The organism is Streptomyces flavusporus, from assembly GCF_046267975.1.
GTDB lineage: Bacteria > Actinomycetota > Actinomycetes > Streptomycetales > Streptomycetaceae > Streptomyces > Streptomyces flavusporus.
In genome coordinates, this window is record NZ_CP176503.1 from 8,509,596 (window position 1) to 8,536,529 (window position 26,934).

At 66.4% G+C, this 26,934-nt stretch carries 25 protein-coding genes and 1 pseudogene; 15 read left to right on the top strand and 11 right to left on the bottom strand.

The genetic code is table 11. The annotated features are described in order from the left end of the window. The first annotated feature begins 6 nt into the window (after positions 1 to 6). From ACKTSN_RS40095 to ACKTSN_RS40115, 5 genes are all read left to right on the top strand, one after another. Positions 7 to 306 carry a hypothetical protein gene (locus ACKTSN_RS40095; protein WP_409473559.1) on the top strand — a complete coding sequence of 100 codons (300 nt, stop codon included), beginning with the start codon at positions 7 to 9 and terminating at the stop codon, positions 304 to 306. A 71-nt stretch (positions 307 to 377) separates the two neighbouring features. Then, positions 378 to 1,451, top strand: coding sequence for a hypothetical protein (locus ACKTSN_RS40100; RefSeq protein ID WP_409473560.1), 1,074 nt, complete (start codon positions 378 to 380; stop codon positions 1,449 to 1,451). A 143-nt stretch (positions 1,452 to 1,594) separates the two neighbouring features. Further along, positions 1,595 to 2,482, top strand: a complete 888-nt coding sequence (locus tag ACKTSN_RS40105) for a DUF7221 family queuine tRNA-ribosyltransferase-like protein (RefSeq protein ID WP_409473561.1) — start codon at positions 1,595 to 1,597, stop codon at positions 2,480 to 2,482. A 91-nt stretch (positions 2,483 to 2,573) separates the two neighbouring features. Beyond that, positions 2,574 to 3,005, top strand: a complete 432-nt coding sequence (locus ACKTSN_RS40110) for a hypothetical protein (RefSeq protein ID WP_409473562.1) — start codon at positions 2,574 to 2,576, stop codon at positions 3,003 to 3,005. A gap of 109 nt (positions 3,006 to 3,114) precedes the next feature. Next, positions 3,115 to 3,567 carry a hypothetical protein gene (locus ACKTSN_RS40115; RefSeq protein ID WP_409473563.1) on the top strand — a complete coding sequence of 151 codons (453 nt, stop codon included), beginning with the start codon at positions 3,115 to 3,117 and terminating at the stop codon, positions 3,565 to 3,567. A 123-nt stretch (positions 3,568 to 3,690) separates the two neighbouring features. On the opposite strand, the gene ACKTSN_RS40120 is transcribed toward ACKTSN_RS40115, so the two are convergent. Then, complete coding sequence (locus tag ACKTSN_RS40120; RefSeq protein WP_409473564.1) at positions 3,691 to 4,365, bottom strand: hypothetical protein; 675 nt, start codon at positions 4,363 to 4,365, stop codon at positions 3,691 to 3,693. An 87-nt stretch (positions 4,366 to 4,452) separates the two neighbouring features. Further along, positions 4,453 to 4,962 (bottom strand): hypothetical protein, encoded by a 510-nt coding sequence (locus ACKTSN_RS40125; RefSeq protein ID WP_409473565.1) that lies wholly within the window; start codon positions 4,960 to 4,962, stop codon positions 4,453 to 4,455. Between the two features lie 382 nt (positions 4,963 to 5,344). On the opposite strand from ACKTSN_RS40125, the gene ACKTSN_RS40130 reads away from it, so the two are divergent. The 5 genes from ACKTSN_RS40130 to ACKTSN_RS40150 all read left to right on the top strand — a co-directional run bounded on the left by ACKTSN_RS40130 (position 5,345) and on the right by ACKTSN_RS40150 (position 8,988). Further along, positions 5,345 to 5,917, top strand: a complete 573-nt coding sequence (locus ACKTSN_RS40130; protein WP_409473566.1) for a hypothetical protein — start codon at positions 5,345 to 5,347, stop codon at positions 5,915 to 5,917. Between the two features lie 1,038 nt (positions 5,918 to 6,955). Next, positions 6,956 to 7,249 (top strand): LysR family transcriptional regulator, encoded by a 294-nt coding sequence (locus ACKTSN_RS40135; protein WP_409473567.1) that lies wholly within the window; start codon positions 6,956 to 6,958, stop codon positions 7,247 to 7,249. Between the two features lie 25 nt (positions 7,250 to 7,274). Continuing rightward, positions 7,275 to 8,369, top strand: a complete 1,095-nt coding sequence (locus ACKTSN_RS40140; RefSeq protein WP_409473568.1) for an IS630 family transposase — start codon at positions 7,275 to 7,277, stop codon at positions 8,367 to 8,369. A gap of 6 nt (positions 8,370 to 8,375) precedes the next feature. Then, positions 8,376 to 8,741 (top strand): LysR substrate-binding domain-containing protein, encoded by a 366-nt coding sequence (locus tag ACKTSN_RS40145; protein ID WP_409475033.1) that lies wholly within the window; start codon positions 8,376 to 8,378, stop codon positions 8,739 to 8,741. Next, positions 8,731 to 8,988, top strand: a complete 258-nt coding sequence (locus tag ACKTSN_RS40150) for a group II intron maturase-specific domain-containing protein (protein ID WP_409475034.1) — start codon at positions 8,731 to 8,733, stop codon at positions 8,986 to 8,988. Before ACKTSN_RS40145 ends, ACKTSN_RS40150 begins: the two co-directional genes overlap by 11 nt. A 564-nt stretch (positions 8,989 to 9,552) precedes the next feature. Here the strand turns inward: ACKTSN_RS40150 and ACKTSN_RS40155 are convergent. The 7 genes and pseudogenes from ACKTSN_RS40155 to ACKTSN_RS40185 form a co-directional block, all read right to left on the bottom strand. After that, positions 9,553 to 10,851 (bottom strand): MFS transporter, encoded by a 1,299-nt coding sequence (locus ACKTSN_RS40155; protein WP_409473569.1) that lies wholly within the window; start codon positions 10,849 to 10,851, stop codon positions 9,553 to 9,555. A 60-nt stretch (positions 10,852 to 10,911) separates the two neighbouring features. Continuing rightward, entirely contained in the window at positions 10,912 to 12,192 is a 1,281-nt protein-coding gene (locus ACKTSN_RS40160; protein WP_409473570.1) for an ATP-grasp domain-containing protein, read from the bottom strand. Positions 12,193 to 12,292: 100 nt separating this feature from the next. After that, complete coding sequence (locus tag ACKTSN_RS40165) at positions 12,293 to 13,390, bottom strand: 50S ribosomal protein L11 methyltransferase (RefSeq protein ID WP_409475035.1); 1,098 nt, start codon at positions 13,388 to 13,390, stop codon at positions 12,293 to 12,295. A 2-nt stretch (positions 13,391 to 13,392) separates the two neighbouring features. After that, a complete protein-coding gene (locus ACKTSN_RS40170) occupies positions 13,393 to 13,746 on the bottom strand; it encodes a Rieske (2Fe-2S) protein (protein ID WP_409473571.1) in 354 nt (117 codons plus the stop codon). Then, on the bottom strand, positions 13,743 to 15,095 hold the full coding sequence (locus ACKTSN_RS40175) for an iron-containing redox enzyme family protein (RefSeq protein WP_409473572.1): 1,353 nt from the start codon (positions 15,093 to 15,095) through the stop codon (positions 13,743 to 13,745). Before ACKTSN_RS40175 ends, ACKTSN_RS40170 begins: the two co-directional genes overlap by 4 nt. 354 nt (positions 15,096 to 15,449) lie before the next feature. Then, positions 15,450 to 16,913, bottom strand: coding sequence for a B12-binding domain-containing radical SAM protein (locus tag ACKTSN_RS40180; RefSeq protein WP_409473573.1), 1,464 nt, complete (start codon positions 16,911 to 16,913; stop codon positions 15,450 to 15,452). Between the two features lie 291 nt (positions 16,914 to 17,204). Further along, a pseudogene (locus ACKTSN_RS40185) lies at positions 17,205 to 17,453 on the bottom strand (hypothetical protein); the annotation flags it as partial. 511 nt (positions 17,454 to 17,964) lie between these two features. Between ACKTSN_RS40185 and ACKTSN_RS40190 the strand changes: the two are divergent. Continuing rightward, positions 17,965 to 18,786, top strand: coding sequence for an IS5 family transposase (locus tag ACKTSN_RS40190; RefSeq protein WP_409473574.1), 822 nt, complete (start codon positions 17,965 to 17,967; stop codon positions 18,784 to 18,786). A 388-nt stretch (positions 18,787 to 19,174) separates the two neighbouring features. Here ACKTSN_RS40190 and ACKTSN_RS40195 read toward each other — a convergent pair whose 3' ends face one another. Further along, positions 19,175 to 20,014: an IS5 family transposase gene (locus ACKTSN_RS40195; RefSeq protein WP_409467188.1), complete on the bottom strand. Its 840-nt coding sequence runs from the start codon at positions 20,012 to 20,014 to the stop codon at positions 19,175 to 19,177. Between the two features lie 263 nt (positions 20,015 to 20,277). After that, a complete protein-coding gene (locus ACKTSN_RS40200) occupies positions 20,278 to 21,117 on the bottom strand; it encodes an IS5 family transposase (RefSeq protein WP_409467188.1) in 840 nt (279 codons plus the stop codon). Positions 21,118 to 21,433: 316 nt separating this feature from the next. On the opposite strand from ACKTSN_RS40200, the gene ACKTSN_RS40205 reads away from it, so the two are divergent. From ACKTSN_RS40205 to ACKTSN_RS40220, 4 genes are all read left to right on the top strand, one after another. Further along, positions 21,434 to 23,317 carry an AfsR/SARP family transcriptional regulator gene (locus ACKTSN_RS40205; RefSeq protein WP_409473575.1) on the top strand — a complete coding sequence of 628 codons (1,884 nt, stop codon included), beginning with the start codon at positions 21,434 to 21,436 and terminating at the stop codon, positions 23,315 to 23,317. Positions 23,318 to 23,451: 134 nt separating this feature from the next. Then, positions 23,452 to 25,017, top strand: coding sequence for an MFS transporter (locus ACKTSN_RS40210; protein WP_409473576.1), 1,566 nt, complete (start codon positions 23,452 to 23,454; stop codon positions 25,015 to 25,017). A 58-nt stretch (positions 25,018 to 25,075) separates the two neighbouring features. After that, positions 25,076 to 25,684, top strand: a complete 609-nt coding sequence (locus ACKTSN_RS40215) for a TetR/AcrR family transcriptional regulator (protein WP_409473577.1) — start codon at positions 25,076 to 25,078, stop codon at positions 25,682 to 25,684. A 125-nt stretch (positions 25,685 to 25,809) separates the two neighbouring features. Beyond that, positions 25,810 to 26,820: an MBL fold metallo-hydrolase gene (locus tag ACKTSN_RS40220; RefSeq protein ID WP_409473578.1), complete on the top strand. Its 1,011-nt coding sequence runs from the start codon at positions 25,810 to 25,812 to the stop codon at positions 26,818 to 26,820. Positions 26,821 to 26,934: the final 114 nt, after the last annotated feature.

The following is a 26,934-nucleotide window of genomic DNA, read 5'->3' on the forward strand; positions in this document are numbered from 1 at the left end:
TTCACCATGCACGCCACGATCCGCGCCCACCGTGCCCGCAAGGCCCGCTCTCCCCGCTGGACCGACCGCCGTCCCCGCCCCGCGAGCATCCGGTCGATGAGCAGCACCGTCGGCGCCGCCCGCGCCTGCCTCGCCCGCTCGTACCGGTATGGGGAGCGCCGCTCCGCGCCGTGGCTCAAGGCGCGCGTGGAGCGGGGGGAGTCCGCACTGCGCTTCGGGGCGTACGGCCGTCCGGTGCCCCGCCCGCCGGTCGACCGCTCGCTGCTCCCCCGCGAGGAGCGCATGGGCCGCCCGCGGCACCCGTAGCCGCCTGCCCAGCCGGGGTGCCCGATGCGCCCCGGCCCCGCCGTTCCCCCTCGACCCCGGAGAGAAGACCCGTGTCCGTGTTCACCACCGCCGACTACACCACCGACAAGCTCACGCCGGGACAGCGCCGCGTGATGCTCGCCGCCGTCGACGCGGACGGCCAACTGCCCGATGGCGCCAATCAGCGCGTGCTCAACAACATCCCGGAGACCTGGGCGCGCACCGACGCGGCGGCCGGGGGCCGGTTCCTCACCGCCGAGGGACGTGCCGCGCTTGCGCCGCTGGGCCGTTTCTCCCTCCTGGCGCGCGCCAACCCCGAGACGGGCAGCTTGCCGGGCACGACCGGGCACAGTGACATGCTCGCCCTGGTCCGCGACGGTCTTGCCGTCCTCCAGGACAGCGACGGCCGCCCCGTGCCTGTCGCGGACCGCTGGGAGCGTGGAAACTCCCTGCGCATCACCGAGCGCGGCCGGAGACTGGTCGGCATGCCGTTGACAGCTCCCGAGTTCGCCGAGCGCCACCCCGTGGGCTCCCGAGCGATGTGGAAGCAGAAGGAGGGGGAGCCCGCCCGGCCCGTGGCGATCCTCGGCTGGCCGCTCGCCAACGGCACCGTCTACGTAATGCCAGTAGGCACCCACCTCAGCTACGCAGCATGCAGGGACCGGCCCGTGCCGGCCGAGCAGATCCGCCCCGCGCCCCAGGTCCCCACGACCACCGTGGCCGACCGATCCGACGAGCGAAGGAACACGATGACCGACAGGAAGCCCGCTCCGACCCTGGACGCCGAGCTTGAGGCGCTGCGCGGGCTCGCCGCCGCGGTGGTGAAGCCGATGACGCCCGGGGCAGAGACCTGGGAGCAGGTGAAGACCCTCGAGGAGCGCGCGACCGCGGGCTACGAACTGGCGGAGCGGTTCGCCGAGTTCGACCAGCAGGCGACGGCGGATCGGCGTGCGCCGAAGGCGTGGAGCATCGGCCGGGAGCTGTCCGAGGAGCAGGTCGCGGCGGAGCTGGAGAAGCGGCCCGAACTGCGTGCCCTGGGCGGGATGGTGGCGACCTTGGCGCAGATGGGCATGGCGCCGTGGCAGATGGCCAACCTGGTCCGCAAGGTGCAGGCGCACAAGCAGGCCGGCGCCGAGGAGAGCTGAGCGCCGCGGTGTGCTGCGGGGGCCGCCGGCCGGGTGGTCCCCGCTTTTCTGTGGGTTGCCCCTTCCCCGCGAGTCTCATTGCTGTACTATCTGGGGTGTTGGCGGAGAGCACCGCCGACGAGTCCCGAACGAAGGAATCCCGCATGTCCTATGCCGTCCTCTTCGACCTTCCGGTGTCTGCCGAGAACAGTGCAGCCATGCGACCGGCCGCCCCGAAGAACCCCGGGCGTCGCTCGTACGACGACGTCGACCGCGTGACGTACCTGGGCACGCATCAGCCGTCGTGGCTCGCCCGGCCGGAGTTCGGCGAGGACTGCGTCCCGCTCTGCGTCGCGAACCACCGTCTCTCCGGCCGCAAGACACTGCCGCGCTCCGTCACCCCGTGGATGCTCGACAGCGGCGGCTTCACGGAGCTGTCGAAGTACGGCCAGTGGACCGTCACCCCGTACGAGTACGCCGCGGCCGCGCGCCGGTACCACGACGAGATCGGGATGATGGACGTCTGTGCGATTCAGGACTGGATGTGCGAGGACGAGATCCTGGCGAAGACCGGCCTGACGGTGGAGCGCCACCAGTACAAGACCGTGGCGTCCTTCCTCAACCTCATGAGCTTGGACGCGGATCTCCCGTGGATGCCCGTCCTCCAGGGCTTCACCCTCGACGACTACCTGCGCTGTGTGGACCTGTACGAGCGGGCCGGTGTCGACCTCACGTATGAGCCGGTCGTCGGCATCGGCTCCGTGTGCCGTCGACAGACCACGAACGAGGCCGTACGGATCATCGAGACCCTGTGGTCCATGGGCATCCGCCTCCACGGGTTCGGCTTCAAGGTCACCGGCCTCCGCGAGACCTCCCACCTGCTCTACTCCTCGGACTCCCTCGCGTGGAGCCTGAACGCCACCAAGCGGGCCCCCATGCCCGGGTGCACGCACAAGCACTGCGGCAACTGCCCGCGCTACGCCCTGGCGTGGCGGAACCGTCTGCTGAACTCCCTCCCCGATCACCGGCAGCTCCTCACGCTGACCGCCTGATCCACCAGACTTCCGGGGCGCCCACCACGGGCGCCCCGGGCCCACCGGCGGGTGAGCACCCCGCCATCGACCCGAACGAAGGGACACCACCATGTACGTGAAGCCCGACCTGAACACCCCGCTCGCCAACCTGCGCGCGAACACCGAGGCGTGGAAGACCAGCCTCGCGCGGCACTCCTCCGAGGAGCGCAAGGGCAAGGGACTCGCGTGGGACGTCGAGCTGATGGAGGAGCGAGACGACATCGCCGCGAAGATCGTGGAGGACTTCGGAACGATCGACGCGGAGATGTCCAAGTGCCGGGTCATCGACAGCACGGCGCCGTCGGCGTGGACCATCGACCGCCTCACTGACGAGCAGATCGCCGCCGCCAAGGCCGACTGGCCGGAGCTGGGCATGTTCGACGACACCACCATTCGTCAGGTCGCCGATGCCCTCGGCATCCGCATGGTGCGGGAGCTGGGACGGCAGGCAGTTCGGCGGTCTCCCGACGTCCTCAGCGTCATCGAGGCCCGCGCGTCCTAGTAGGCCCCTCCGAGCCGTCCACGGCCCGCCCCAGCGCCGTGGGCGGCCCGTCCGTCTGCACCTGGGGCCGGAGAGCACCGGCCCCGTCCCGAAGGAAGGAACCGCCCCCGTGTCCCGTGCCACCCGCGTCAACACGATCCGCCGTCACCTCGTCGAAGGCGGGCTCGTCGACCTCGAGCTCGGCGAGGCCACGCAGAAGGCCGGCCATCCCGCCCGGCACGAGACCGACGGGTTCGCCGCCCGACAGCACGTCGACGCCACCGGGGCGTTGCTCGTCATCGTCGGAGCGTTCGGGCCGGACTGGTTCGCCACCAAGCGCGAGGCCCGTCACCGGCTGGAGCAGCCGTACGTGAAGTGTCACGTCGACGGCGACGTGGCCGGGCTCGCCGACCACGAGCTGTTGGTGCGGTGGGCGACATCCGCGGAGCTGCAGGCCCGCAAAGCGGCACAGGGAGCGCGTCAGGCCCAACTCGCGGCTCTCATGCGGCAGCAGGAGACGCAGCAACGCGCTGAGGAGCAGCGGCGGGCCCTCGAGGACGCCGGGCAATCCGGTCTGTTCTGACGCCACAAGCGCCGCGGATCTGCGCGCTCCGCGGCCATCCGTTTCTCCGGCCGCCGGCTGCCTCAACATGAACGTGGACCACTATGCGGGTTGCAGGCGGCCCACGCTCACGTTGAGGCAGCCTCAGCTACCGGCCGGTTCCTTCCGCTGGCGAACCCGCGCACGCAGCGCGCCCACCATGGGAAGCGTCAAGCCCAGGAAGAGGAACAGCACGGCCAGGCCACTCAACGAGGGACTCACAACCTCCTCGACGTCCAGCGACCACGGGTCGCCCAGGACGTAGAAGATGATGTACGAGCCCTTGGACACGGTGTACGCCATGCCGAGCGTCGCGGCCATGGAGGACAGTGCGTAGCCGGCACCGCTCCAAGGCCGGATGCCCCAGTTGCGCTGCGCGGTCCTTCCGCACATGAAGGCCAACTCGCCGCAGGTGACCATGACGTACGACAGGTAGATCAGCAGGTATGCGGCCACCGATTCGTTGTCGACATACGCGGTGGTGAACTCCATGTCCGGCTCGTTCGTCGCCAGGAAAAGCGGCACCATGACCGCCAGCTCCACCATGGCCGCGAAGGCCCGCTGGAACATCGCGGCGCGCAGGTACTCGGAACGGTAGGTCAGGTCCACCATCGTGATCTGGAGAGCGGCGCACCACAGGATCGCGCAGATGTGGGCAATCAGTTTGCCGACGTTGGCGACACCGGTGGCGTCCTCTGTTGCCTGCGCGACCACGGGGACGGCGAAGAAGACGCCGAGGGTGCAGATGCCGAACGCGGCGGCGATAGACCAGGTCGACACGCGCGGGTTGCCGACAGCTCTCCTGGTGCAGAGAGCGGTGACCAATAAGCCGGCCACAGTGCATATCCCGAAGACTATGCCGTCCACTTAGAGCCCTTCCAATGCATCGGCCGCGTATTGGGCGGCCTCGTCCTTACTACGCCGTCGTTGACGCCGGCCCGGCCTCTCGGCCGCCTCCCTGCGCGGCACCGGTGCCATGCCGAGGTCAGCGCGTCGGCGCTCCAAGTCTGCAATGACATTCCGCAACTCACCCTCGGGCAACCCGTTTAGGAGAGCTAGGACACGCCGCGCAGACGGATCCTCGAATGCCTCCAGCGCGTCAAGGTCGTCATAGCTGTCGTGAGGAAGCAGGTGTGCGGGCGGTACGCGGCCCAGAGCTTCGCACAGGGCCATGATCGTCGCGACGGTCGGGTTGTCCTGCGACCCGTTGGCCAGTTTGGCGACAGCGGCGTGGGAGACCGATACGTGATTGCCGGGAAGCGCGTCGACAGAGGCGGACAGCGACCGTGAAGTGTGTGCCCGGCCGTTGGTGTCCCGTCGGCTGGTCATGAGGGCCTTGAGCTTGTCTGCCAGCGACGGAGGGTTGGGGCTCACCACGCGCCGGTCTTGCCGGGCATGGCCGGGAAGCCGTCCGGCCGATGACTGCACTCAACCACGTACCGTCTCGCTCTCTTCGATCTTGTCTCTGTGTACTTTAGTTGACACAGTTAGGCGCCGAAGGCATGATCACAGATTGTGCGCAGCGTGCACACATTCCGCTTCTGGGTCATGGGCCCGTGGGGCTTCACCGGGCCTGCCTTCCAGGAGGTCGCTGGGCGTCACCGGCTCGTCGTGCGGTCGATTCCCGGAAGAGCACACTACTGAGGAGAGAGCGGCAGGCATGAGCGATCCTGGGCGGTGGACCGCATCGGATCCCCCGCACTCGGCTCACAGTCCACTCTGCTCGCGGTCGCGCGGGAGGGCGATGGGTCCTCTCTCCATGTCACAGGATGTCAACCAGCGCGTTCAGGTAAATCGAACTAACATTCGCCCACGAGATATCCGACGGGACGGGTCAACTGTGACGATCTCCGACGCCATGCCTCAACTCTGGGCCTCCAGGCTGCTGTTCGCCGCAGTCAAGCCGGACGCTGCCGCCCCGCTGGGCTTGCCCGACCTTGAGAGCTCGATCGAGTTCCGTCTCGGCCCCGAGCACACCTCCGTCCAGAGCATGCGCCGCGCCCGCGGTTTCGTTGCGAAGGTGTTGCCGGCGCTGCTCGCCGGCGCGCCCAATGCCAACGTTGTCGGGGAAGCGGCGCTCGCTGTGCTGACCGAACTCGTCGACATCACCGCCCGGCACCGTGCCAGCGTCGATCTGAGCGGCCGGGTCTCATACGACGGGGAGCATGTCCTGATCGCCGTCGGGGAGATGGATCAAAGGTTGCCTGACCCGGAGGAGGAGCCGGGTCTGTTCATCGTCCACCGCCTGGTCGACGACATCGGCCAGTACCGCGACGATGACGACGGGTACGCGACTTGGGTGTCAATTCCGGTTCGACCGAAGGTCCAGTAGTCTAAGTCACCCCACGTTTCCGCCCACTTGGCGTTTCGGGAGGGGTGACCCTTTGCTCTCCGAGGGTGGTTGCCGCTCGGAAATCGTGACCTGGTCCCGCCATCGGGCATGCCCCAGGGCAGAGCCGTCGGCCTCCTTTGGGGGCGGATTGGGATTACTCCGTCTGTCGTTTGGCCAAACGTGAGCCGATGTCTGGCGGTAGGCCGTTCGAGGTGAATTGCAGCGTGGCGTAGCTTGGTGCTCCGAGTTCCGGTAGCGCCTCGCGCGGAAATGCTCACCTGTAACACTGACGACTATGGGGATGTGACGCGCATCACGGGTAGTGTCCACATGTTGGACGCTCCCGGGTCGCGCTGGCGCGTCTGCGTTATGACCCCTCGTTGCTGTGCCAGGGGCGCCACCACGAAGGCATGGAGCGAGGACGGGAAACGTAAGTAGCCATCAAAGTAGCCGCGGAGGGGGCCATCCTGCATGTTTGCGCAGGTGATAGCGCTGCGGTGATCTTCCCCGGCGTACAGCCCGACTCGTCTGCCGCTCTGCATTTCCGCAGATCAGAGCCCATGTTTTGTAGGTGAACAAACCTCTCGGGTCGAATACGGGTCGAATTCGCCCTCGCGTATTGTTCGGCCCGTCCAATCCACGGATGCACAGGAGGGGGCATATCGAGCGCCGTGTGGGTGCGAGGGTGGTCTGAGGCTGGCGGACAGCCGGACGGGAAGCCTCGGACGCGCTCGAAAGTATCGTCCGACGTATCCCCCGGCGGAGTGACGTGATGTTGCCCAGGAGGGTCGGGCTGAAACCCGTGCTTCGGCGCCGAACCGACGGCCGATCCTGATGCCTGTTTCGTGTCAGAGGGTGTGCTCGCCTCTCTTCGCAGTCAGCCCTGCGGTGAGCAGACGGAACGAACAACGTGACACCACGAGGGCCCGGATCGTGGACGCGGCGGGTGCAGAGGGGCTGGAGGGTGGGGCGGGCGCGGCACTGGCCCGAACCGCGGCCCAGGTAATTGGACTGAGGCGGCAGTGCCGACGGAGCCCAGTGTTTCACCAGCTGCGTCTGCTGCTGGTGCTGGGCGAGGAGCTTCATTTCGGGCGAGCTGCGGCACGGCTGTTTATCTCTCAGTCCGCGCTCAGCCAGCAGATCCGGGATCTGGAGAAGCGGCTGGGGGTGCGGCTGTTCGAGCGGGGCAACAAGACGATGGGCCTCACCGCGCCAGGACGCGTCCTGCTTTCCGACGCCAGGACAGTGGTGGATGCCCTCGACCAGCTGCGCCGCACGGCTGACGCCCAACGACGTCAGCTAGTGTCTCGTGATCCGGTTCGTGTCACCTGAGGCTCTTTGACTCGTTGGACACTGCGTGAACCTCTCTTCAGAACAGGCCGCAGAATTGCGGACGTTGGCGGCGGACCGGCACGTGACGGCGGATGTGGCCCTGCGAGCCCGCATCGTGTTGTGGGCGGGCGAGGGGCACCGCCGCAAGGACATCGCCGAACTGGCGGGGGTGTCCGCCCGGACGGTGGACCGCACCAAGACCCGGTACGCGGAGCGCGGAGTGGCGGGCCTGGTGGAAAAGAAGCGCGGGGGCGGAAAGGAGCAGGTGCCGCCGCAGACCCGCGGCCGGGTGATCGCTCTGACGAGGATGACTCCGCCGCCGGAATCGGGCCTGTCGCACTGGTCGACGCGCACGCTGGCCGATCATCTGAAGCGGCGCGAGGGCATCAGGGTCTCCTTCCACTATGTCGCCCGCATCTGGCGGGAGGAGAACCTGAAGCCGCACCGGTCGGGCACCTTCAAACTGTCGAAAGACCCGGCGTTCGCGGAGAAGGTCGCCGATATCGTCGGGCTGTACCTGGACCCGCCCGGGGGCGCTGTCGTTCTGTCGGTCGACGAGAAGACGCAGGTGCAGGCGCTGGACCGGACCCAGCCGGTGCTGCCCGTGACCTTCGCTGCCACCGAGAAGCGCACCCACGACTACGTGCGGCACGGCACCACGAACCTGTTCGCCGCACTGAATGTCGCCACCGGCGAGGTGCTCGGCGAATGCAAGCCGAACCGGAACAGCAGGAACTTCCTGGCTTTCCTGAAGAAGGCGGTCAAGCCGCACGCCGGCAAGGAGATCCATATCGTGCTGGACAACCTGTCCACGCACACCACCCCGGACGTGACGGCGTGGCTGGAGAAGAACCCTCACGTGCACTTCCACTTCACCCCCGTCGGCTCTTCCTGGTTGAACCAGATCGAGATCTGGTTCGGGGTCATCACCCGGCAGTCGATCCGTCGCGGCACGTTTTCCAGCGTCCACGTCCTGGTCAAACAGATCCGCGACTACATCGACTCCTGGAACCAGAACCCGAAACCCTTCACCTGGACTGCGACCACCGGCGAGATCCTCGCAAAGGTTCGGCTCGTCGCGACCAGCGTGAGGAAACTCGTCAATAACAACTCGAACTGACACGAACTGGATCACGAGACACTAGCCGACCGGCTTGTTGTCGGAACCACCGACGCCGAGGCAGCAACGCCCCACACCCGCGCCACACTGCAGGCGCTTCTGGAGCGGAACCCTCACATGTCGGTGGAGCTGCGGAACCTGAACTTCGTCGATCACATAGCTGCCCTGCAACGGCGGGAGGTTGATGTGGTCTTCCTGCGTCCCCCTGTACCGGACGGCATAAAACTGTGCCATCTCGCCACTGAACGCCGGGTGGCCTGCCTGGCGGCCGACGTGAGACTACTTCTTCGGCTTCAACCCGGCCGTCAGCGACGACGCCGCCAAGCAGATCCGGACGCAGATACGCCGATAGCGACTGCACCTGCGCAGTGACACGACCCTGGAGCAGCTCGCCCGGGAGATCAACCCGGTCGTGCGGGGCTGGATCAACTACTTCGGACGGTTCCACCCGTCCGCGTTGCTCTCCACCCTCAACCGCATCAACGACTATCTGGTGCGGTGGCTCGTCAGCAAGTACAAGCGGTTCAAGCGAAAACGAGCAAGAGCGCGAGAGGCCCTCAACCGTCACGCCAGGCGGTTCCCCGGTCTCTTCGCCCACTGGAAACTCGTCAAGCCGTAACCGTGGACGACTGGACGATGGGAGCCGTGTAAGCCGAGAGGTTTACGCACGGTTCTGAGAGCGGCGGCGGGTGAAACTCCCGCCGCCGACTCACCCAAGCCCTGGACCGGACCCAGCCAGTGCTGCCGGTGGCCTTCGCGGCCACCGAGAATGCCGCCGCAGGTGCGGGCGCGGGTGTGACGGCGACCGTTTCGCTCTGAGTGCGAGGTGCGAGGCGTGCCCGGGTGTCAGAAGACGGGCGTTGCGCAGGTTCGAACCGTCGGCGGGGCAACGTGCAGAAGGTTGCGGGGCTGACCTGGGCGTTCCGGTCGGCCGGCTCGTGATCGACGTGGGGGCGACAGGCGGCGGTGCCCCCGACTGCAGGATCGCCCTCCGTTCGATCACCGCGATCATGGGGGTGGTCGTGGGCCTGACGTTCCTGTTCGGATTCGGCAACGTCTGGGCGCTTGCCCTGCGACTCGGCGTACCAAGCTGGGTCGCACCCCTGGTGGCGCCAGCCGTGGACCTCTCGATTCTGGGGCTGCTGCTCGCCATCCGCGGGTTGTCCTGTGGCTGTTTCTCGCGTTACCGCGGCAGCTCACTCTCCTCAGGTACGGCCTTGTCCTCCGGTGCAGACTTCTTCGATTCGTCCACCGACCACACGCCCAGGACGGTCGACAGCACGGCGAAGCAGGCCATCACCGGCCACACGGAATGGCCGATCCTCCCGAGTAGGATTCCGCCGATGACCGGCCCGACCGCCGCGCCCAGCGCCCACATGAACTGGAAGCTGCCGATGTACTGGCCGCGCAAGCGCGGCGGGCTCGCCACCGCGGGGTACGAGAACACCGCGGGGCCGCCGATGATCTCTCCCATGGTCCAGACGACAGTGCCACAGATGATCACTGCCGGCCCCAGCGGCAGACCGTACAGCGCGATGCCCATCGCGATCAGGCCATAGGACAGCCCCACCGTGACCCGGTAGCGCCAGTACTGGGAGATCTTCGTCAGCGGCAGTTCGCAGACGATCACGATGAGGCCGTTGACCGACACGGCGAGCGTGTACCAGAAGATGTTGATGCCCTCGGCACTGACCTCGAGCGGCAGGGTGGACTGCGTCTGGGCGTACACGATGGACCCGAACAGCGCGGCGAACAGGTACACGCCGAACCTGTAGTCCCGCAACAGGGCGCTCCGCTGGGGTGCGGACTCGCCGGACTGTGTCTCCCCGGGCTTCGTGTCGGACGCCCGTGCCTTCCCGGCCGACAGTGCCATTCGGGCGAAAGCGGCGTAGCCCAACGCGATCAAGGCCTCGCCCCAGAAGAGCAGGGTGTAGCTGTCCCCGTTGACTCGGTACAGCCCGAACCCGACCAAGGGTGCGGCGATAGCCCCCACATTGAGAGCGAAGCGGTACATGGCGAAAACCATGATCTGCTGGTCGTCGGGCGTCAGGTTCGCCATCAGAGCGGCCGAGGCCGGCCGGTAGATCTGGCTCGCCAGCCCGCACAGCGCGACGGCGGCCAACACGGTCTGGTACGTGGGCAGATAGAGCACCGAGACCACCAGGACCGCGGTGCTGGTCATGCTCAGCACCGTCGCATTCCGCGCACCGAGGCGGCCGGCGAGCAGTCCGCCGATCAGCACGCCGACCACCGCCCCCGCCCCGTACACGCCGAGGGCTAGTGCGGCGTCCTTGGACGAGTACCCCTCCGCCGTCAGATACAGCACGAGGAAAATCTGGAGAAAACCGCCGACCCGGTTGATGAACACCCCGGCCAGCACCGCCTTGACCGCCAGCGAGGATTCGCGGAAGGCCGTCCAGACGCCTGGCGATTCCCGCTGATCGCGTGCGTCCTCCTCATTCGCACCGGTCTTCTCAGTCACTCCGATTCCTCTTTCCTCATCGTCGCGGGGGCAGTTGACGGTCCGGGCCGTACCGTTAGGTCAGCTCAACGGCTCGGACTGGATGGTGTCGGCCACCTCGGCCTCCAGCTGATCGAGAAGAGCTCGGCAGGACTGGGGGTCGGCGCCTTTCGCGATGAGGAACCCGTAGCGGGCCGTGTATTGCGCGGGCGGCGTCCGCAGTTTGTCACCCGGCTTCACCACCACTTTGGCTTCGACCAGTCCGGGATAATCGGCCGGGTCCGGGACGGGGAACTCGACGAGCCGCGAATTCCGCTCCGGCCGCAGGAAGCGGAGGCCGACCGTGCCGGGACGCCGGACGGGGGGCTCCGGAGCCAGGCCCGCGGCCATGCCCGCCGCGATCCAGCCCAGGTCCGTGCCCGTACTGAGCAGTGCGAGCCGAGGAATGTTGTCACCGCCGGGACGGCCGTTGATCTCGATGACGACCGGCCCGATCCGGGTGAACTTGATCTCGCTGTGCGTCAGTCCATGGTCGAATCCCAGCGCCTTGTGGGCACGCTCCAGGATGCCGTGCAGTTCCGTGTCCTCGAGCAGCGGGTCGTCACCGGTCACCACATGGCCGGTCTCCACGAAGTAGGGCGGCTCGCCCAGCTCCTTGTGCGCGATCGTGTAGGCCTGGTAGTTGCCCTCGAACATAGAGCCGTCGATGCTGATCTCGGGACCGTCGAGGTACTGCTCCACCACGATGTTCGCCGAATGCTCGATCCCGGGGTAGCTCGCCGCGGTGGCCACCGCGTAGGCGTTCGCCACCTCGTCCGGGTTCGACACCTTGATGACTCCGGCACTGCCGCCGAGTGCACGCGGCTTGAGCACCACCGGATAGCCCAAGTCAGCGGCTACATCCGCCAGTTCTTCGGCCGACGACGCCGTGGAATGGCGAGGCTGGGGCAGCCCCGCCGCGGTGAGTCGCTCGCGGGACAACTTCTTGTCGCGGCACGCCGCCACCGCCTCTCCGCCCGCGCCCGGAAGCCCCAAGGCCTCGACGGCGATGGCGGCGGGCAGCAGCAGCCCCTCGTCAGGACAGGAGGCGCCGATCACGTTGCACTGCGCCGTCGCCTCACGTACCGCCTGGTGCATGTGCGCGATTCCCCGGCCCGTCAGCAGCGTCGAGCCGATCGCGTACGGGAGCTGCCACGTGGGTTCCTCCGTGTCGATCAGCCACAACGGGTATCTGCGAGCCATCCCCGCGAGCAGGGTCTCCCGATAGGGGCTGCTGTCGCGGTCCCCCAGGCTGCCCATGCCGATGACGAGCAGTACCCCCGGCGATGCGGGATCGCCGGTCGACCGGTCGGCGTTTTCCAAGGTTCGTCCTCCTTCATTGAGGGCGCTTCGAGAGCGACAGGTGTCGCGGTCAACTCACGGGACCCCGCAGGTACGCGGCAGGAGTTGACTCCGACAGAGCTCAGCAGAGATTGACGAGCACGGACTCCATGTCGTGCGTGGCCCGCAGGCCAAGCGGCTCTCCCGACCGGCACTCCCTTGGCTCCCGGAAGGTCTGAACGGCCTGCTTCCAGTGCAAGCCGGAGGTCTCCGGGTTGTTCGTCAGCGTGATGCCGGGCACCAGATCGAGCTCGAACCACATCACCACCGCGTGAGCCTTGCCGCTCTCCTGCGGCACTACCTCGACGATCTGCTGCTCGGGCTGGGTATCGGCCCCGAAGTCGAACCGGAATAGCTCCACCGGCGGGGTGAGCACACGGTGCTGGTAGTTGCCCAAGTTCGTCGAGAAGTACTCGAGCGAGGCCAGCGACGTGAACGGGCTGAAGTCAAAGCCCTCGATCTCACCGATGTGGTTCATCGACCGCAGTTCAGGGCTCTCCACCAGTTGGGCGAACAGTCCGCCCGATCTGGGCAGGACCACCGCCTCTGGGCTGAGCAGCTCCTGGCGCGCATGGCGCAGAGCCGGCAGCGCGAACTCTCCGAGCAGCGCACAGTCGAAGATCTCGGTGACCAGAACATCCGCCTTGCGCGGCAGCTCGGATCCCACGCGCAGGTCGGTGGACGGACTGGAGACGACCGTGATCCGGTCGCTGTATCCATTCGCCTTGACGACTTCCCGCGCCCCCGAGGCGACCATACCTACAGCCTCACAGGCGACGACCTGGTCGGCCCCGGCCCGCGCCGCAAGCATGGAGAGCAGCCCTGCCCCGCTACCGATGTCGAGCACCAGTTGGCCGGGCCCCACGACCTGCTCGATCGCCTGGGCATAAGCCCGGCTCCGCTCGGCGTCGTGCATCATCCTGAAGTGCCACCGAGGCACCACGGCCCGCATCGCCCGGTTGATCTTCCTGGTGAAGCGGCCGCTGCCGGCATCGGCACGCGCGGCGGCGGTGAACATCTCGTAAGCGCGCTCGTACTGACGCTGCGCCATGGCTTCTTCGGCAAGCCTCATCAGCATGTAGCAAGGGTGTGAGGGTTCCAGCGGGAAGTGATCGTCCACGCCGGCCACCGGATCATGCGCCGACAGGGGCTCGGCAACGTCCTCGATTGCAGTGATCATGTTCACGCGGGCGCCACTCCTGCTCGGACTATCGTCTTGACCGGGACTGGTTCGGACTTACCCGTCGGGAGATACACCGCGACAGTGTCTCCAACTCGTATGGCCGGATGCGACTGGTCGCACAAACGCGCCATTGGGAACATGCTGCCGTGCCAGGGGCAGCGCAGTTTCCCTCCCTCCACGTCACCGAGGTGCAGTGGACCACCGCGGTGCGGGCACCGGCTGCTCAGGACATGGACCGCGTCGTCGCGTTCGACGGCGAAGTACACCTCGCCGTCGACGACGACCGCGTTGTGCTCGGCCCGGTGGAACTCCGCCCGTGTGCGTGGCACGGGTGCGGCCTTGCCCCTCTTCATGCGACCGGTTCCTTCGTGATCTGTGTGCGATGGTCAGCACGGATTCCGTAGAGCCGGCCGGCCGGTACGATCACAGCCTTGCCCTGGGGCACGCGCAGGGGGTCCCCGGTGGCCGAGTTGTAGAGCAGCGCTTCCCCGCCGAGCACCTGTATCCGGGTATCGGCCGATGCGACCTCTGTGTCGAAGGCGGTGTCGCTGTCGATCTCCGTGACAGGACCGGTTCGTTCGGTTGCCACCACCTGATCGATGAGCGCCGGGTCCCAGGTCAGCTGGGCAAGTAGATCGGCATCGCCCAGGCGGGCGAGCAGCTGGATCTCTTCGACGCCCTGCAACAGCCCCTTCGCTGCGACGGGGCCGTGCTTACGCGCCAGGGGAATCAGCAGGTCCTCGACCGCCATCCGGCCGTGGTGCTGATCGATATGCGCGTGCTCGCCGCAGTACCGCGTATCGACGGTTTCGCCGTATGCCTCACGGAATACCTTGTTGAGCTCCTCGAAGAAGGAGGCGAAACTGGCTTCGAGGAAGGCCATGGCCCCGATGTAGCGGAAGAATCCAGTTCGGTTCCTGGTGGCCCAGTAGAAGTAGTTGTTGATCGCGATGGAACTAGGCAGGTAGAAGAACCAGTAGTGGTGCGGCGTCGTGGACATACCCACACTGCGGCACATATCCATGAAAAGAGTGCTGTGCTTCGCGGAGAATACACCGTAACCGAACTCGTCCACGAATATCTTGAACAATTCGCTCTGCTCGGGGCCGAAAGCGCCGCCGAGGTTCTGCGCCATCGCGGTCGCCTCGGTCAGGCCGTCGAGCGCCATCTGCACGATCTGGGTACTCGCGGCGACCTTGAGGTCGCGGGCCGATAGGATCGCGTCGAACACCGGACGCCCGCCGTGATCGGCCTGGTCGACCGCGTGCCGCAGATGGGCACGGAGGCTATCCTCGTCCCATTTCCCGGAGACTCCGACGGAGTCGTCGAGAAAACCGAAGGCAAAGTTCTCGGCAGTGGGGCGTATGCGGTCGCCCAGCACCTTGCTGTCTTGGTGGTAGAAGTCAACGAATTCACTCTCGAACCTTTTCAGCCCCGCTTCCGGCAGGAACAGCGCATCGCTCTCATAGACGTTCATCAGGAGGCGGTTCACAATGAGGCTGTCGTTCGATGTAAAGGTTCCCTCGGTGAGAGGGTGTCCCCAGTCCAGCCCCAGCAGCGCATCGGGATTCATAGGCCGGTGATAGGGATTGTCCACAATGAATGGCCTATTGGTTGAGCGGAACTGCGGCAGCCTGCTGAACTGTTCGCTCAGCGCGGCGATATCACTCGGGGAATCGCGCAAGGATGTCTGGTTTGTCATCCCCTAGGTCCTCCGTTGCTTCCTTGATTGTGATGCACCGGTTCGAGAGGTACGGTGCGCAAGTATGACCCGGGCCATCTGTACGAAACCTGTACGACAACTATGTGCCTGCTGCAGAGGGCTGTGAACTGGGCGTCTCCGGCGTATGGCCGGGGTGTCGAGGGCCGAGCCCGCGTGTCGATGCCGCCACAGGCCTGGCCGTGGCCACTGCCTGGCCGGCCCCGGGATACAAGGCCGATGCCAGGCCTCGCCGAGCACCCCTTCGCCCGCATGAAAGATCTGGAAGATTCTGATGCCCACTTCGGCGGCTGGCCGACCCCGCGAGACCGTGACCGAGGTGCTTGCCGAGCCGTGTCAGTTGGCTCGCCAAAACTCTCCATAGGCGCGGTGTTCGGGAACCTGATCCGAATGCGCGAAGGTGTGAGCCGGCGCTCGGCCCATTGCCTCGGCAAGGGTCCCGACACCCTGGACGAAGATTTCGTACACTTCGTCGCTCGTCGCGTACTTTGTATCCACCACTGGAGGGAGTTCCTCGTTGTACAGGTCGTATTGACGATGCAGCAACTTCATCCCATAGCGTTCCGGGTGGTCGAACATGGGCGTACCCGGATAAGGGACGAACAGCGATATATATGACGCATAAAGCAATCCGCGGTCGATGAGGGATGCCGCCCACTCGACGGTGTGCCTCATGGCGTCGGGCTTTTCGTTGGGCAGGCCCACTATGAGATAGGAACAGGTGGGAAGGCCGGCATCCCGGAGCCGGGCCAGAGTACCCTCGAGTGGGTCGAGTTTCGTGTGTTGCTTGAAGGTGTGCTGAGTATCAGGATTTGACGACTCCAGACCGATCTCCAGCCAACGGCAGCCGCTCCGCTGCAACGCGTCCGGAAGACGTTCGTCCCGGAGGCAGTTGAGGCGCGTCTGGCAGTCATAGGTGATATTTCCCTGCTCCTCCAGTGCGCTGCAGATTTCCAAGGTACGCCGTGTGTTCGCAGTGAACGTCTCATCACCGAAGTAGACATGGTGATGTTCACCGAACTGTGCGCGATAGGCGGCAACTTCGGAGACAACCCGCTCAGGCGAGAAATATTCCGGCTTCCTGCCGATGGTCTGAATCGTGCAGAAGTCGCAGGTGAACGGGCACCCCAGCGCGTAGTTCTGTCGGATGTACCTGAGGTCGAGCCCGGTGTCTTTAGGGAATATGTCGACCTTGGGGAAAGGGATCCTCTCCACCGGCATGTAGGGGTTGAGCTTTGCGACGGCCAACTCACCGTCGGGCTGCTCGAAGACGAGATTGCGGATCCCGGCGAGGTCTTTTCCGTCACGCAGAGCGAGCAGCAGCTCAGGCAGGGCGTACTCACCACGATCACGGACGACGTAGTCCACGCTGCGATTCCTGGCCACTTCCTCGTGCAGAGGCGTCACCACCACACCGCCGAAGATGGTTATCGCGCGTGGGTACAACCCCTTTACTATCTCGGCGATGCGCAGTGCTTGCGGCAGGTTGATGGTCATCGGAGAGAAGAGGTATACGTCAGCGGGATGGCTCGTCAAGCGCTCAGTGATCTTCACCTCGTCCATGCCGTCGATGACCGCGCAGTCTCCGTAGAAGTCCAAGGCTTCCATCGAGTCGAATCCGGCCTCCTCGAGAACGCCGGCCAACCAGGGAACCCAATGGGGTAGCTCCCAGAGAATTTTGCGCATGGGCTGAACGTTGGGATGTGCGGCGATGTACCGCGTGTCGAAGCTCCGCCAGTAGTCGCCCCGATTCTTGACCTCTCGAAGCGGGATCGGGGTGTGAATGAATGCGATATGCAAGGCTACTCCAGTACGGTCAGGAACCGGGTGCATTGGATTCGTTCGAAGTCAGACATGAGGGTGAATTCGGAAGTGCGTGCAGCCGGTCAACAAGAAGCTGACCTGCCGTCGAGCCCGGACGCCTGCCAAGCGGCTCGCTTCGCGAGGTCGGCGTACGGAGCGGGACCGTCCAACCCCTTTCCCAAGCCGCGATGCGGGCCGAGAAGATGGATTGGCCACGGGCTGATCGCGGCCTCGAAGCTGCGCCAGGTTCCCGGAGATGTTGCGGTAGGTGCCAGCCGGAAAGGCCTTCTCATCCGTGTTCACGATCAGCTCCGCGAGCCACGACGCATCCCCGATGTTCGCCTTCAACGCGGCCGGGTTCATCGACACGAGCACATTCGGCGCATCGCCGGGCCTCCGGTCATCCGTCAGCTGCATACCGTGACCCCAGTCACCCATGAACCGGATGGTCACCCGGTCCACGCCCTTCACCGTCTTAGCCGAGGCGTCGACCAACACAGGTGGCTCCTTAATGATCGCTCTCGAAGGACGGAGCAGTGGGTCGGCCCCCAGCCGGGGGACTGTCGGGGCCGACCCACCACGGGGGCAGATGACAGTCTGCGGGGGCTGTCTGGAAGGATTCTGTATTTCTCCTGGGCAGCCCTTGCCCCAGTGGCTCACCCTGAGCCTGACGTCTGACCTCGGGCTTTCACGAAGCGGGCTGTCCGGCCAGTGATCAAGAAAGCAGAAAGTGCCTCTGATCCCGAGAATGAGGATTGCTAAGGCAGTAGTGTTTGAGAAGCTGTTGCCCTATCGATCATGGGGATGGTTCTGATCGAACGGGATCCCTGGTCGGGTGATCTTGGCCGGGTGGGCGCATGAAAGCAGGACCTCCGGTGCAGCACGAGGGTTGCGAAGCCAACTCGAGTGCAGGGAGGCCCTGTTGTCCCAGTCTTGCGTGCCGGTCCCGGTCCCGTCCAACTCGCGTGTGTCGGTGTGCGATTGCCTCGCTCACCGGTTCGGGAACGCGGCCGACCGCCCCGGCCGGGTGCGGCGGTATCCCTCCGACATGACGGACGCGGAGTGGCAGGTGGTGCGCGACGCGATGCCGGTCCCGGCCTGGCTGGAGGGCCGGGGCGGACAGCCGGAGGGCTACTGCCACCGGCAGATGCTGGACGCCGTGCGGTACATCACCGACAACGGAGTGAAATGGCGCGCGCTTCCCGCGGACTTCCCTGCGTGGGACCGGGTCTACGCATTCTTCCGCAGGTGGCGCACGAAGGGCCTGGCCCAGGAGTTCCACGGCCGGCTGCGGGAGAAGGCCCGCCAGGCCGAAGGACGCCAGGCACAGCCGACGGCGGCGGTCATCGACTCGCAGTCGGTCAAGGCGGCGGCCTCGGTGCCCGGGGTCTCACGGGGCTACGACGGCGGCAAGAAGATCAATGGCAGGCGCCGGCACGTCATCACGGACTGCCTGGGCCTGCTGCTGATGGTGCTGGTGACGGCCGGGAACGTCACCGACCGCCAGGCCGCCCACATGATGCTGCCCCGCCTGCACGAGCGGTTCGCCGCGATCAAGCTGGTGTGGGCCGACAGCGGCTACCGCGGCCGGCTCGTCACTTGGGCGAAGGAGAAACTGCAGCTGACGCTGCAGATCGTGAAGCGATCGGACGACATGTCAGGGTTCGTGGTGCTGCCGAGACGGTGGGTGGTGGAGAGGAGTCTGGGATGGCTGATGTGCTCGCGCCGCCTGGTGCGGGACTTCGAGACACTGCCCGCCTCCAGCGAGGCGTTCATCTACTTCTCGCAGGCCATGCTCCTCAGCCGCCGTCTCGCCCGGCGCGCTTCTGGGCGCCGGGCCGAGCGGGACCGGTGGGCTGTCGCCGCGTGAACCGGCCCGACGGAGATGCCGCCAGCCAGCCCCGCTCGGCAAGCCGCCTCGCCTTGGACCGCACCCCCTCGATCTTCGCGGGCACCAGCTCCAGCTGAAGCCCGGCGGCAAGCTGCTTCGCCGAGATCCCCTCGCTGGTCTGCCCTGGGTCTGATGGCGTCGAGCCATCTTGTTGCCGATGATGTCATGTGATCGAATGTTGGCGCAGTGAAGTCGGACTATGACCAAGGCATGCTGCCACGAGGGCGGGGGAGTGATGGATGCTTGTGTCACCGCTTGGCTTCCCCAATGCCTCTCTGCCCTCGTGTGTGGATCGGTCGCGCCCCAGGACGTGTCCACGTCGGGGGTCTCAGAGGGCGTTTGATGTAGACGAATTGCCGTTTATTTCCTAGTAAGTTCCTCGCCAGGTTGGTGTGGTCTCGTCCGTTATGCGCTTGGTGAGGTTGTCGATCGAGGCGATGTGGATCATGGCTTCGGAGCTGGCGGGCAGGGTCTCGTAGTCGCGGGTGAGGCGGCGGTGCATCATGATCCATCCGATACTCCGCTCCACGACCCAGCGTCTTTTGACGACATGAAAGCCGCGGATTTCGGGGTTTCTGTTGACGACTTCGACGTCGATTCCGAGGTTGGCTCCGTGCTCGATGACGGCGTTTTTGAAGCCGGTGTCGACCCACGCCTTTGAGATGGTGGGGTAGGTCTTCTTGGCCTGGTCGAGGAGTTGTATTCCTACGGCGTTTTCCGACAGGCTTGCGGCGGTGACGGTTACGGCGAGGAGTAGGCCGAGTGTGTCGGTGATGATGCCCCGCTTCCTACCGACGATCTTCTTTGCGGCATCGGTTCCCTGGCTGGTCAGGGGTACGTTGGTGGAGGTCTTGACGCTCTGGGTGTCGATCACGGAGGCGGTCGGTTCGGGTTTGCGGCCTTCCTTGACGCGGGCCAGGCCGGTGAGGTCGTAGTTGAGCTGGGCGAGGATTCCTTCGTCGCGCCAGGCGGCGTAGTAGGCGTAGACGGTGCCGTGGTTCGGGAAGTCATGCGGGAGGTATTTCCAGGGTATTCCCGTGCGGTTGACGTACAGGATTGCGTTGAAGACATCGCGCAGTTCGACCTGGGCCGGCTGGCCGGTGGGTCTGCGGTCGAGTCGGGCTTTCCTCCAGGCGGATAAGGTCGGTTCGATCAACGCCCATCGGGCGTCGGACAGGTCGCTGGGGTACGGCTTGCGCTGGCTCACGAAAGGGCTCTTACACGAACAGCACCGCTGACAGCGGTACTTGACCGGCTGGGCGTTTCCATGACGTCCATAGACCAGACGGAATCTGGGTGCGAGATGCGGAGTAAATAGGCGCCGAGGCTGGAGCCTGGAAGGCCGTGAAACTGCACGTAGGGCGTGAATCACTCCAAAGAGATCACGCCGCAAGAACGACGCAACACCGCAAGCCATACCTAAATGCCCACTCAGAGGGCGTTTGATGTAGACGAATTGCCGTTTATTTCCTAGTAAGTTCCTCGCCAGGTTGGTGTGGTCTCGTCCGTTATGCGCTTGGTGAGGTTGTCGATCGAGGCGATGTGGATCATGGCTTCGGAGCTGGCGGGCAGGGTCTCGTAGTCGCGGGTGAGGCGGCGGTGCATCATGATCCATCCGATACTCCGCTCCACGACCCAGCGTCTTTTGACGACATGAAAGCCGCGGATTTCGGGGTTTCTGTTGACGACTTCGACGTCGATTCCGAGGTTGGCTCCGTGCTCGATGACGGCGTTTTTGAAGCCGGTGTCGACCCACGCCTTTGAGATGGTGGGGTAGGTCTTCTTGGCCTGGTCGAGGAGTTGTATTCCTACGGCGTTTTCCGACAGGCTTGCGGCGGTGACGGTTACGGCGAGGAGTAGGCCGAGTGTGTCGGTGATGATGCCCCGCTTCCTACCGACGATCTTCTTTGCGGCATCGGTTCCCTGGCTGGTCAGGGGTACGTTGGTGGAGGTCTTGACGCTCTGGGTGTCGATCACGGAGGCGGTCGGTTCGGGTTTGCGGCCTTCCTTGACGCGGGCCAGGCCGGTGAGGTCGTAGTTGAGCTGGGCGAGGATTCCTTCGTCGCGCCAGGCGGCGTAGTAGGCGTAGACGGTGCCGTGGTTCGGGAAGTCATGCGGGAGGTATTTCCAGGGTATTCCCGTGCGGTTGACGTACAGGATTGCGTTGAAGACATCGCGCAGTTCGACCTGGGCCGGCTGGCCGGTGGGTCTGCGGTCGAGTCGGGCTTTCCTCCAGGCGGATAAGGTCGGTTCGATCAACGCCCATCGGGCGTCGGACAGGTCGCTGGGGTACGGCTTGCGCTGGCTCACGAAAGGGCTCTTACACGAACAGCACCGCTGACAGCGGTACTTGACCGGCTGGGCGTTTCCATGACGTCCATAGACCAGACGGAATCTGGGTGCGAGATGCGGAGTAAATAGGCGCCGAGGCTGGAGCCTGGAAGGCCGTGAAACTGCACGTAGGGCGTGAATCACTCCAAAGAGATCACGCCGCAAGAACGACGCAACACCGCAAGCCATACCTAAATGCCCACTCAAGGGGGATTTCATGTCGGCTGCAGCCGATTCGCTGTCTGTTCAGCTTCTCGGTCCACTCCGCGTCTGGCGGGGTGACCAGGAATTAGCCGTGGGGCCGCCCAAGCAGCGGGCACTGCTGGCGCTGCTCAGCACCCATCGGGGGACGGTCGTCGGCCCCGCCCAGATCATCGACGGCTTGTGGGGCCCGATGGCGCCCAACACGGCCCTGAACGGTGTGCACACCTACGTCGCGGGCCTGCGCAGAGTCCTGGATCCCACACGTCGCGGACGGGATTCGGGAGGAGTTCTGCTCTCCGCGGCGGGCGGCTACGAACTGCGTCTCCCTTTGGAGTCGGTGGATGCCACCCAGTTCGTGCAGCAGGTTGCGGAGGCCCGGCGTCTGACCGCGGAGGGGCGGTCAGACGCCGCGTTCGCCACGCTCGGCGAGGCGCTGGGGCTGTGGCGCGGGGAGGCGCTTGCCGGAGTGCCCGGCCCCTTCGCGGCCATGGAGCGAAGCCGGCTGCGCGAGATGTGCTTCTCCGCCGCGGAGGATTGGATCGCCGGAATGATTGCCGCCGGGCGCAACGAGGAGGCGATCGTGGTGACGAGTGAGGCCATCACGCAGGAACCGCTGCGCGAGAAGTTGCGCTGCCTGCTGATGCTGGCCCTCTACCGGTGTGGCCGGCAGGCCCACGCCCTCCAGGCGTACGGCGAGGCCCGTTCCCATTTACGTGACGAACTCGGCATAGAGCCCGGGTCCGAACTGCAGGAGTTGCACGCCCGAATCCTGGCGGGCACGGTGGACGACAGCGCCTCGCGGCGGCCGGCCCCGCCGAGCGGCCCGGCCCTCCTGCAGGCCCCCTCCTCAGCGGAGAGCGAGCGCGCCGTACTGACCCAGACGGGACTGAACCCACGTCAGCTGCCGTCGCGGGCCCATATGTTCATCGGCCGCGACGCGGAGCTGGAGCAGGTGCGCGCACTGCTCAGTCAGGCGTACCCCGTGCGGGGCCGGGCCACCCCCATCTTCGCCATCGACGGCCCGCCCGGGGTGGGTAAAAGCGCCCTGGCTCTCGAACTGGCACATGAGTCGTCGGCCCGCTTCCCCGACGGGCAGCTCTACGCGGACCTCGGCGGGACAGGTGACCGTCCGCACCATCCCTTCCACATCCTTGGGAGGCTGCTGGAGAGCCTGGGCCTCAGCCGGGCGGCCCTGCCCGTCGATCTCGACAGCCGGGCCATGCTGTACCGCAGCCTGCTGCACGAGAAGCAGATGCTGATCCTGCTGGACGACGCGGTGGACATGGAGCAGATCCGGCCGTTGGTCCCTCAGGGGTCGGCGTGCGTGATCGTCACCAGTCGCCGACCGCAGCGCGGGCTGGTCGCGCGGTACGGTGCGCACCGCATCGGCCTCAGGCCGCTCGATCCCGGCCCCGCCACCGAACTCCTCAGCAAGCTCCTCGGCGGCGAGGGTGAGAGGAGCAAAGGGGCGGCCGTCCACCGTCTGGTCGAGCTGTGCGGATATCTCCCGCTGGGCATCCGGATCACCGCCGCCGCGTTGCTGGAAGACCCCTATGCGAGCCTCGAGCGGCTGGCGGCCCTCTATGAGGACCCGGTCGCCCGGCTCGACCTGCTGGCGGTCGCGGGTGACGACGGGATGAGCGTGCGCGCCTCGCTGACCGCCAGTTATCGCAGCCTGCCGACCGAGACGGCCCATCTGTTCCGGCTGCTCAGCAGGGTAGGCCTGGAGGTGATCGGTGTGCCCGAATCCAGCCAGTTGCTGGGCGTGCACCGCTCCGAGGTCGCCGCCCAACTCGAATTGCTGGCCGACCTGGGCCTGTTGGAGCGGATCGGGGGCGGCACCTACCGGTTCGACGACCTGACGCGCATCTTCGCGAGCGAATGCGCGGAGGAGGAGTGGGCGTTGGGGCAGCCCTCCGCGCTGCCTCGATCGGCGAAGGCCGTTCAGGGTGACGGCGAGTTGCGCACCGGCTGACCGCGCCCCCGCAGGTCACCTTCACGCGACCGGCTGAAAACCGCCCCCTAGGGCGACTTCAGGGGGTGCGGGGCTGGTGGGCTCGTGTTTTGATACGAGTCAGTCTCGTATCAAAACTATGAAAGGGGGGAGCTGTGTCTGCATCCGCAATGTGGACCAGCCCGAAGCGCTGGTGGGCACTGGCCGTTCTGGTGATGTGCGTTCTGGTCAACGGCCTGGACGCGACGATTCTGTATGTGGCGATGCCCGAGCTCGTCGAAGCGCTGGGCGCCTCCAACTCCGACCTCCAGTGGTTCCACAACGCGTATCTGCTGGTGTTCGCGAGTCTGATGCTGCCGTTCGGTGTGCTCGCCGACCGCATCGGGCGCAAGCGGCTTCTGCTGGCGGGACTCGCGATCTTCGGCCTCGCCTCCGGCTACGCGATGATGGTGGACAGCTCCGGTGAACTCATCCTCGGGCGGGCGTTGATGGGTCTGGGGGCGGCCATCGTCACCCCGGTGTCCCTCGCCATGCTGCCGATTCTCTTCGCTCCGCAGGAGCGGGCGCGCGCGCTGGCCATCTGGTCCGCGGGTGTCGCTCTCGGCCTGCCGATCGGCCCGCTGGCCGGCGGCTGGCTGCTGGAGCACTTCTGGTGGGGATCGGTCTTCCTGATCAACATTCCGATCCTGGCCGCCGCCATGGCCGCGGGCTTCTATCTCTTCCCCGAGCACCGGGGCGTGCGCGAGCACGCCTTCGACTGGCAGGGCGCCGTGCTGTCCGTTATCGGGCTCGGTGCCGTCACCTTCGCGCTGACCCAGGCGCCGGAGGAGGGGTGGCTGAGCGGCCGGACGCTGGGCGGTGCTGCGGCCGGCGTGGTGTTCCTGATCCTGTTCATCCTGCGCGAGCGGAGCATCCCGCACCCGCTGCTGAACGTGCGGTCCTTCGGCAACCGGTATTTCGGGGCCTCCATCTCGGCGTTGCTGCTGGTGCACTTCGCGATGACCGGCTTCCTCTTCATGCTGAGCCCCTACCTCCAGGCCGTCCTCGGCAACTCCTCCTTGGGCACCGGCGTGCGGATGCTTCCGGTGGTGCTCGCCGTCATGGTCGGAGCGGGCACGGCCGAGCGGCTCGCCCCGCGGGTCGGCCCACGCGGACCTGTGGTGGCGGGGCTGGCACTGATGGCCGTCGGGCTGCTGGTCTTCTCGACTACGGACGTCAACTCCGGTGAACTCGCCGTCGCCGCCTGCCAGGTGCCGCTCGGCATCGGCATCGGCCTGACCCTGGCCATCGCGATGCACGCCGCGCTGGCCACCGCCTCCGACGACAAGTCCGGTGAGGCGTCCGGCATCACCAGTGCCTTCCGGCAGGTCGGTGGTGTGATCGGCGTGGCCGTGCTCGGCAGCGTGCTCAGCACGGGGTACCGGGACGACATGAAGCCGGCCGTCGCCGGTCTGCCCGCGGAGGCCGCCGATGCCGCCGAGGACACCGTCGGCGCCGCGCTGACCATCGCACAGAAGCTGGGCCCTCAGGGACAGGAGCTCGCCGACGCCGCTCGCCGGGCCTACGTGGACAGCATGGACGCCGCCCTGATCGGTGGAGCCGTGGTGGTCTTCGCCCTCGCCGCGGTGGTCTTTGCCTGGATGCCGCGTCGAGGCGCGGAACATGCCGCAGCCTCGACCTCGTCCGAGTCCTCCCCGCCCGTGACGGAGCACGTACGATGATGTGTTCGGAGCGTGCACGGTCTACGACAGTGGCCATATCGAAAGGCTGACGGGATAGATGTACGAGACGCGTGAAGGTCGACAGGCCGCACCCAGCCCCATCGGGCGGCCGCGCAACCACCGCGCGGACGCCGCGATCCTGCGGGCCGCAGTGACAGTGCTGGGCGAATCCGGATTCCAGGGGCTGACCATGGAACAGGTCGCCCGCCGGGCCGGAGTGGGAAGGGCCACCGTCTACCGGCGCTGGCATTCGAAAGAAGAAATGATCATCGGCGCACTCGACACGCTGATGGCCGACTTCGACGTCGAGCCCAGCGGCGACCTTCACGAGGATCTGTTCGCCATGACGCGCTGGCTTCGAGACGGGCTGCTTAACGCGCCCGAGGGGCGGCTTCTGCCGCACCTCGCGGCTCAGGCGGTCAGCGATCCCAACTTCCCGTCCAGCCACATGGACACCTGGGTCTGTCCCTGGCGCGACGCCGTCGAGGCGGTGTTCGTCCGGGGCCGGGCCGACGGGCTGGTCCGCCAGGACGTCAACCTCACCGCCGTCGTGGACATGCTCGCCGGTGTGGTGATCCTGCGTCTGTTCCTGGGCCATGGCAAGCCGCTGACCGACGAGCAGATCCAGGAGATGATCGATGCGGTTCTCGGCGGTGTCCTTCTGTGATGCCCTCTCGTGCCTGAGGCCGTCCCCCGCATTGCAGTGACCGGCCCCGCCCGCCCCCGCGCACCCGAGAGTGACCGAGGGCGGGCCGGGGCCGGTCGCCCTCGTGTGACCGATGGAGACCTCCGATGACCACTCCCGCCCGCCCGCCCCTGTCGCCGCCGCGCCCGTTCGGCGAGATCCGCAGATGGCCGGCCTCCTTCGCCGACCGGCTCACCTCCCCGCTGCCCGGGGTGACGGACTTCGTCCGCCTCGCGCTGCGCGGCCAGCGCCTGCGCCCGCCCGGCAAGGCGCTCGCCCAGCTCGACGAACTGCCCGTCGACCCCGCCCCCGTCCCCGACGTCGCACTCACCGATCTGTCCCTGACCTGGGCCGGGCACGCGAGCTGCGTCTTACGGGTCGGCGGCCTCACCGTGCTCACCGACCCGGTGTGGTCGCGCCGGATCGTCGGCACCCCGGAACGGGTCACCCCGGTCGGTGTGCCGTGGCGGGAGCTGCCGCACCTTGACGCCGTCGTCATCAGCCACAACCACTACGACCACCTCGACAGCGCCACGCTCGACCGGCTGCCGCCGGACACCCCCCTCCTCGTACCGGCGGGGCTCGGCGCGTGGATCCGCCGCCGAGGGTTCACCGAGGTCGCCGAACTCGACTGGTGGGAGGCGGTGGAGCTGCCAGGACCGCTCGGCCCGGTCCGGTTCGACCTGGTTCCCTCCCACCACTGGAGCCGACGCGGACTGACCGACACCTGCCGCAGTCTGTGGGGCGGCTGGATGCTGACCGCCCAGGGCGGCCGCCGGGTCTACTTCGCGGGTGACACGGGCTATGGTCACTGGTTCAGGGAGATCGGCCGGCGCTACCCCGGCATCGATCTGGCCATCCTACCGATCGGCGCCTACGAGCCACGCTGGATGCTCCGGTCCGTGCACACCTCTCCGGAGGAGGCCGTACAGGCCTGCGAGGACCTCGGAGCGACGATCATGGCGCCGATGCACTGGGCGACCTTCCTGCTGTCCGCGGAGCCGCCGCTAGAGCCGTTGCACCGGGTCCGTGCCGCCTGGGCGGCGGCCGGGCGGCCGCGGGACCACCTCTGGGACCTCGCCATCGGCGCGTCGAGAGTCCTGCAGGCCGGTCTGTAGGAGACGACCAGAACCTATCCAGAAGAGTTGCAGACCTTCTCCAGGTGACTCAATGCAGACTGGCGAAGCGCAATACGGCGGGGGCTTGAATTCGCCGAATCCCGCGTAGCTTCC

Coding starts and splice junctions, on each gene's coding strand:
- ACKTSN_RS40095 (WP_409473559.1), top strand. CDS start 7: ATGCACGCCACGATCCGCGCCCACCGTGCCCGCAAGGCCCGCTCTCCC.
- ACKTSN_RS40105 (WP_409473561.1), top strand. CDS start 1,595: ATGTCCTATGCCGTCCTCTTCGACCTTCCGGTGTCTGCCGAGAACAGT.
- ACKTSN_RS40110 (WP_409473562.1), top strand. CDS start 2,574: ATGTACGTGAAGCCCGACCTGAACACCCCGCTCGCCAACCTGCGCGCG.
- ACKTSN_RS40130 (WP_409473566.1), top strand. CDS start 5,345: ATGTCACAGGATGTCAACCAGCGCGTTCAGGTAAATCGAACTAACATT.
- ACKTSN_RS40165 (WP_409475035.1), bottom strand. CDS start 13,390: ATGATCACTGCAATCGAGGACGTTGCCGAGCCCCTGTCGGCGCATGAT.
- ACKTSN_RS40170 (WP_409473571.1), bottom strand. CDS start 13,746: ATGAAGAGGGGCAAGGCCGCACCCGTGCCACGCACACGGGCGGAGTTC.
- ACKTSN_RS40175 (WP_409473572.1), bottom strand. CDS start 15,095: ATGACAAACCAGACATCCTTGCGCGATTCCCCGAGTGATATCGCCGCG.
- ACKTSN_RS40190 (WP_409473574.1), top strand. CDS start 17,965: ATGACGGACGCGGAGTGGCAGGTGGTGCGCGACGCGATGCCGGTCCCG.
- ACKTSN_RS40215 (WP_409473577.1), top strand. CDS start 25,076: ATGTACGAGACGCGTGAAGGTCGACAGGCCGCACCCAGCCCCATCGGG.
- ACKTSN_RS40220 (WP_409473578.1), top strand. CDS start 25,810: ATGACCACTCCCGCCCGCCCGCCCCTGTCGCCGCCGCGCCCGTTCGGC.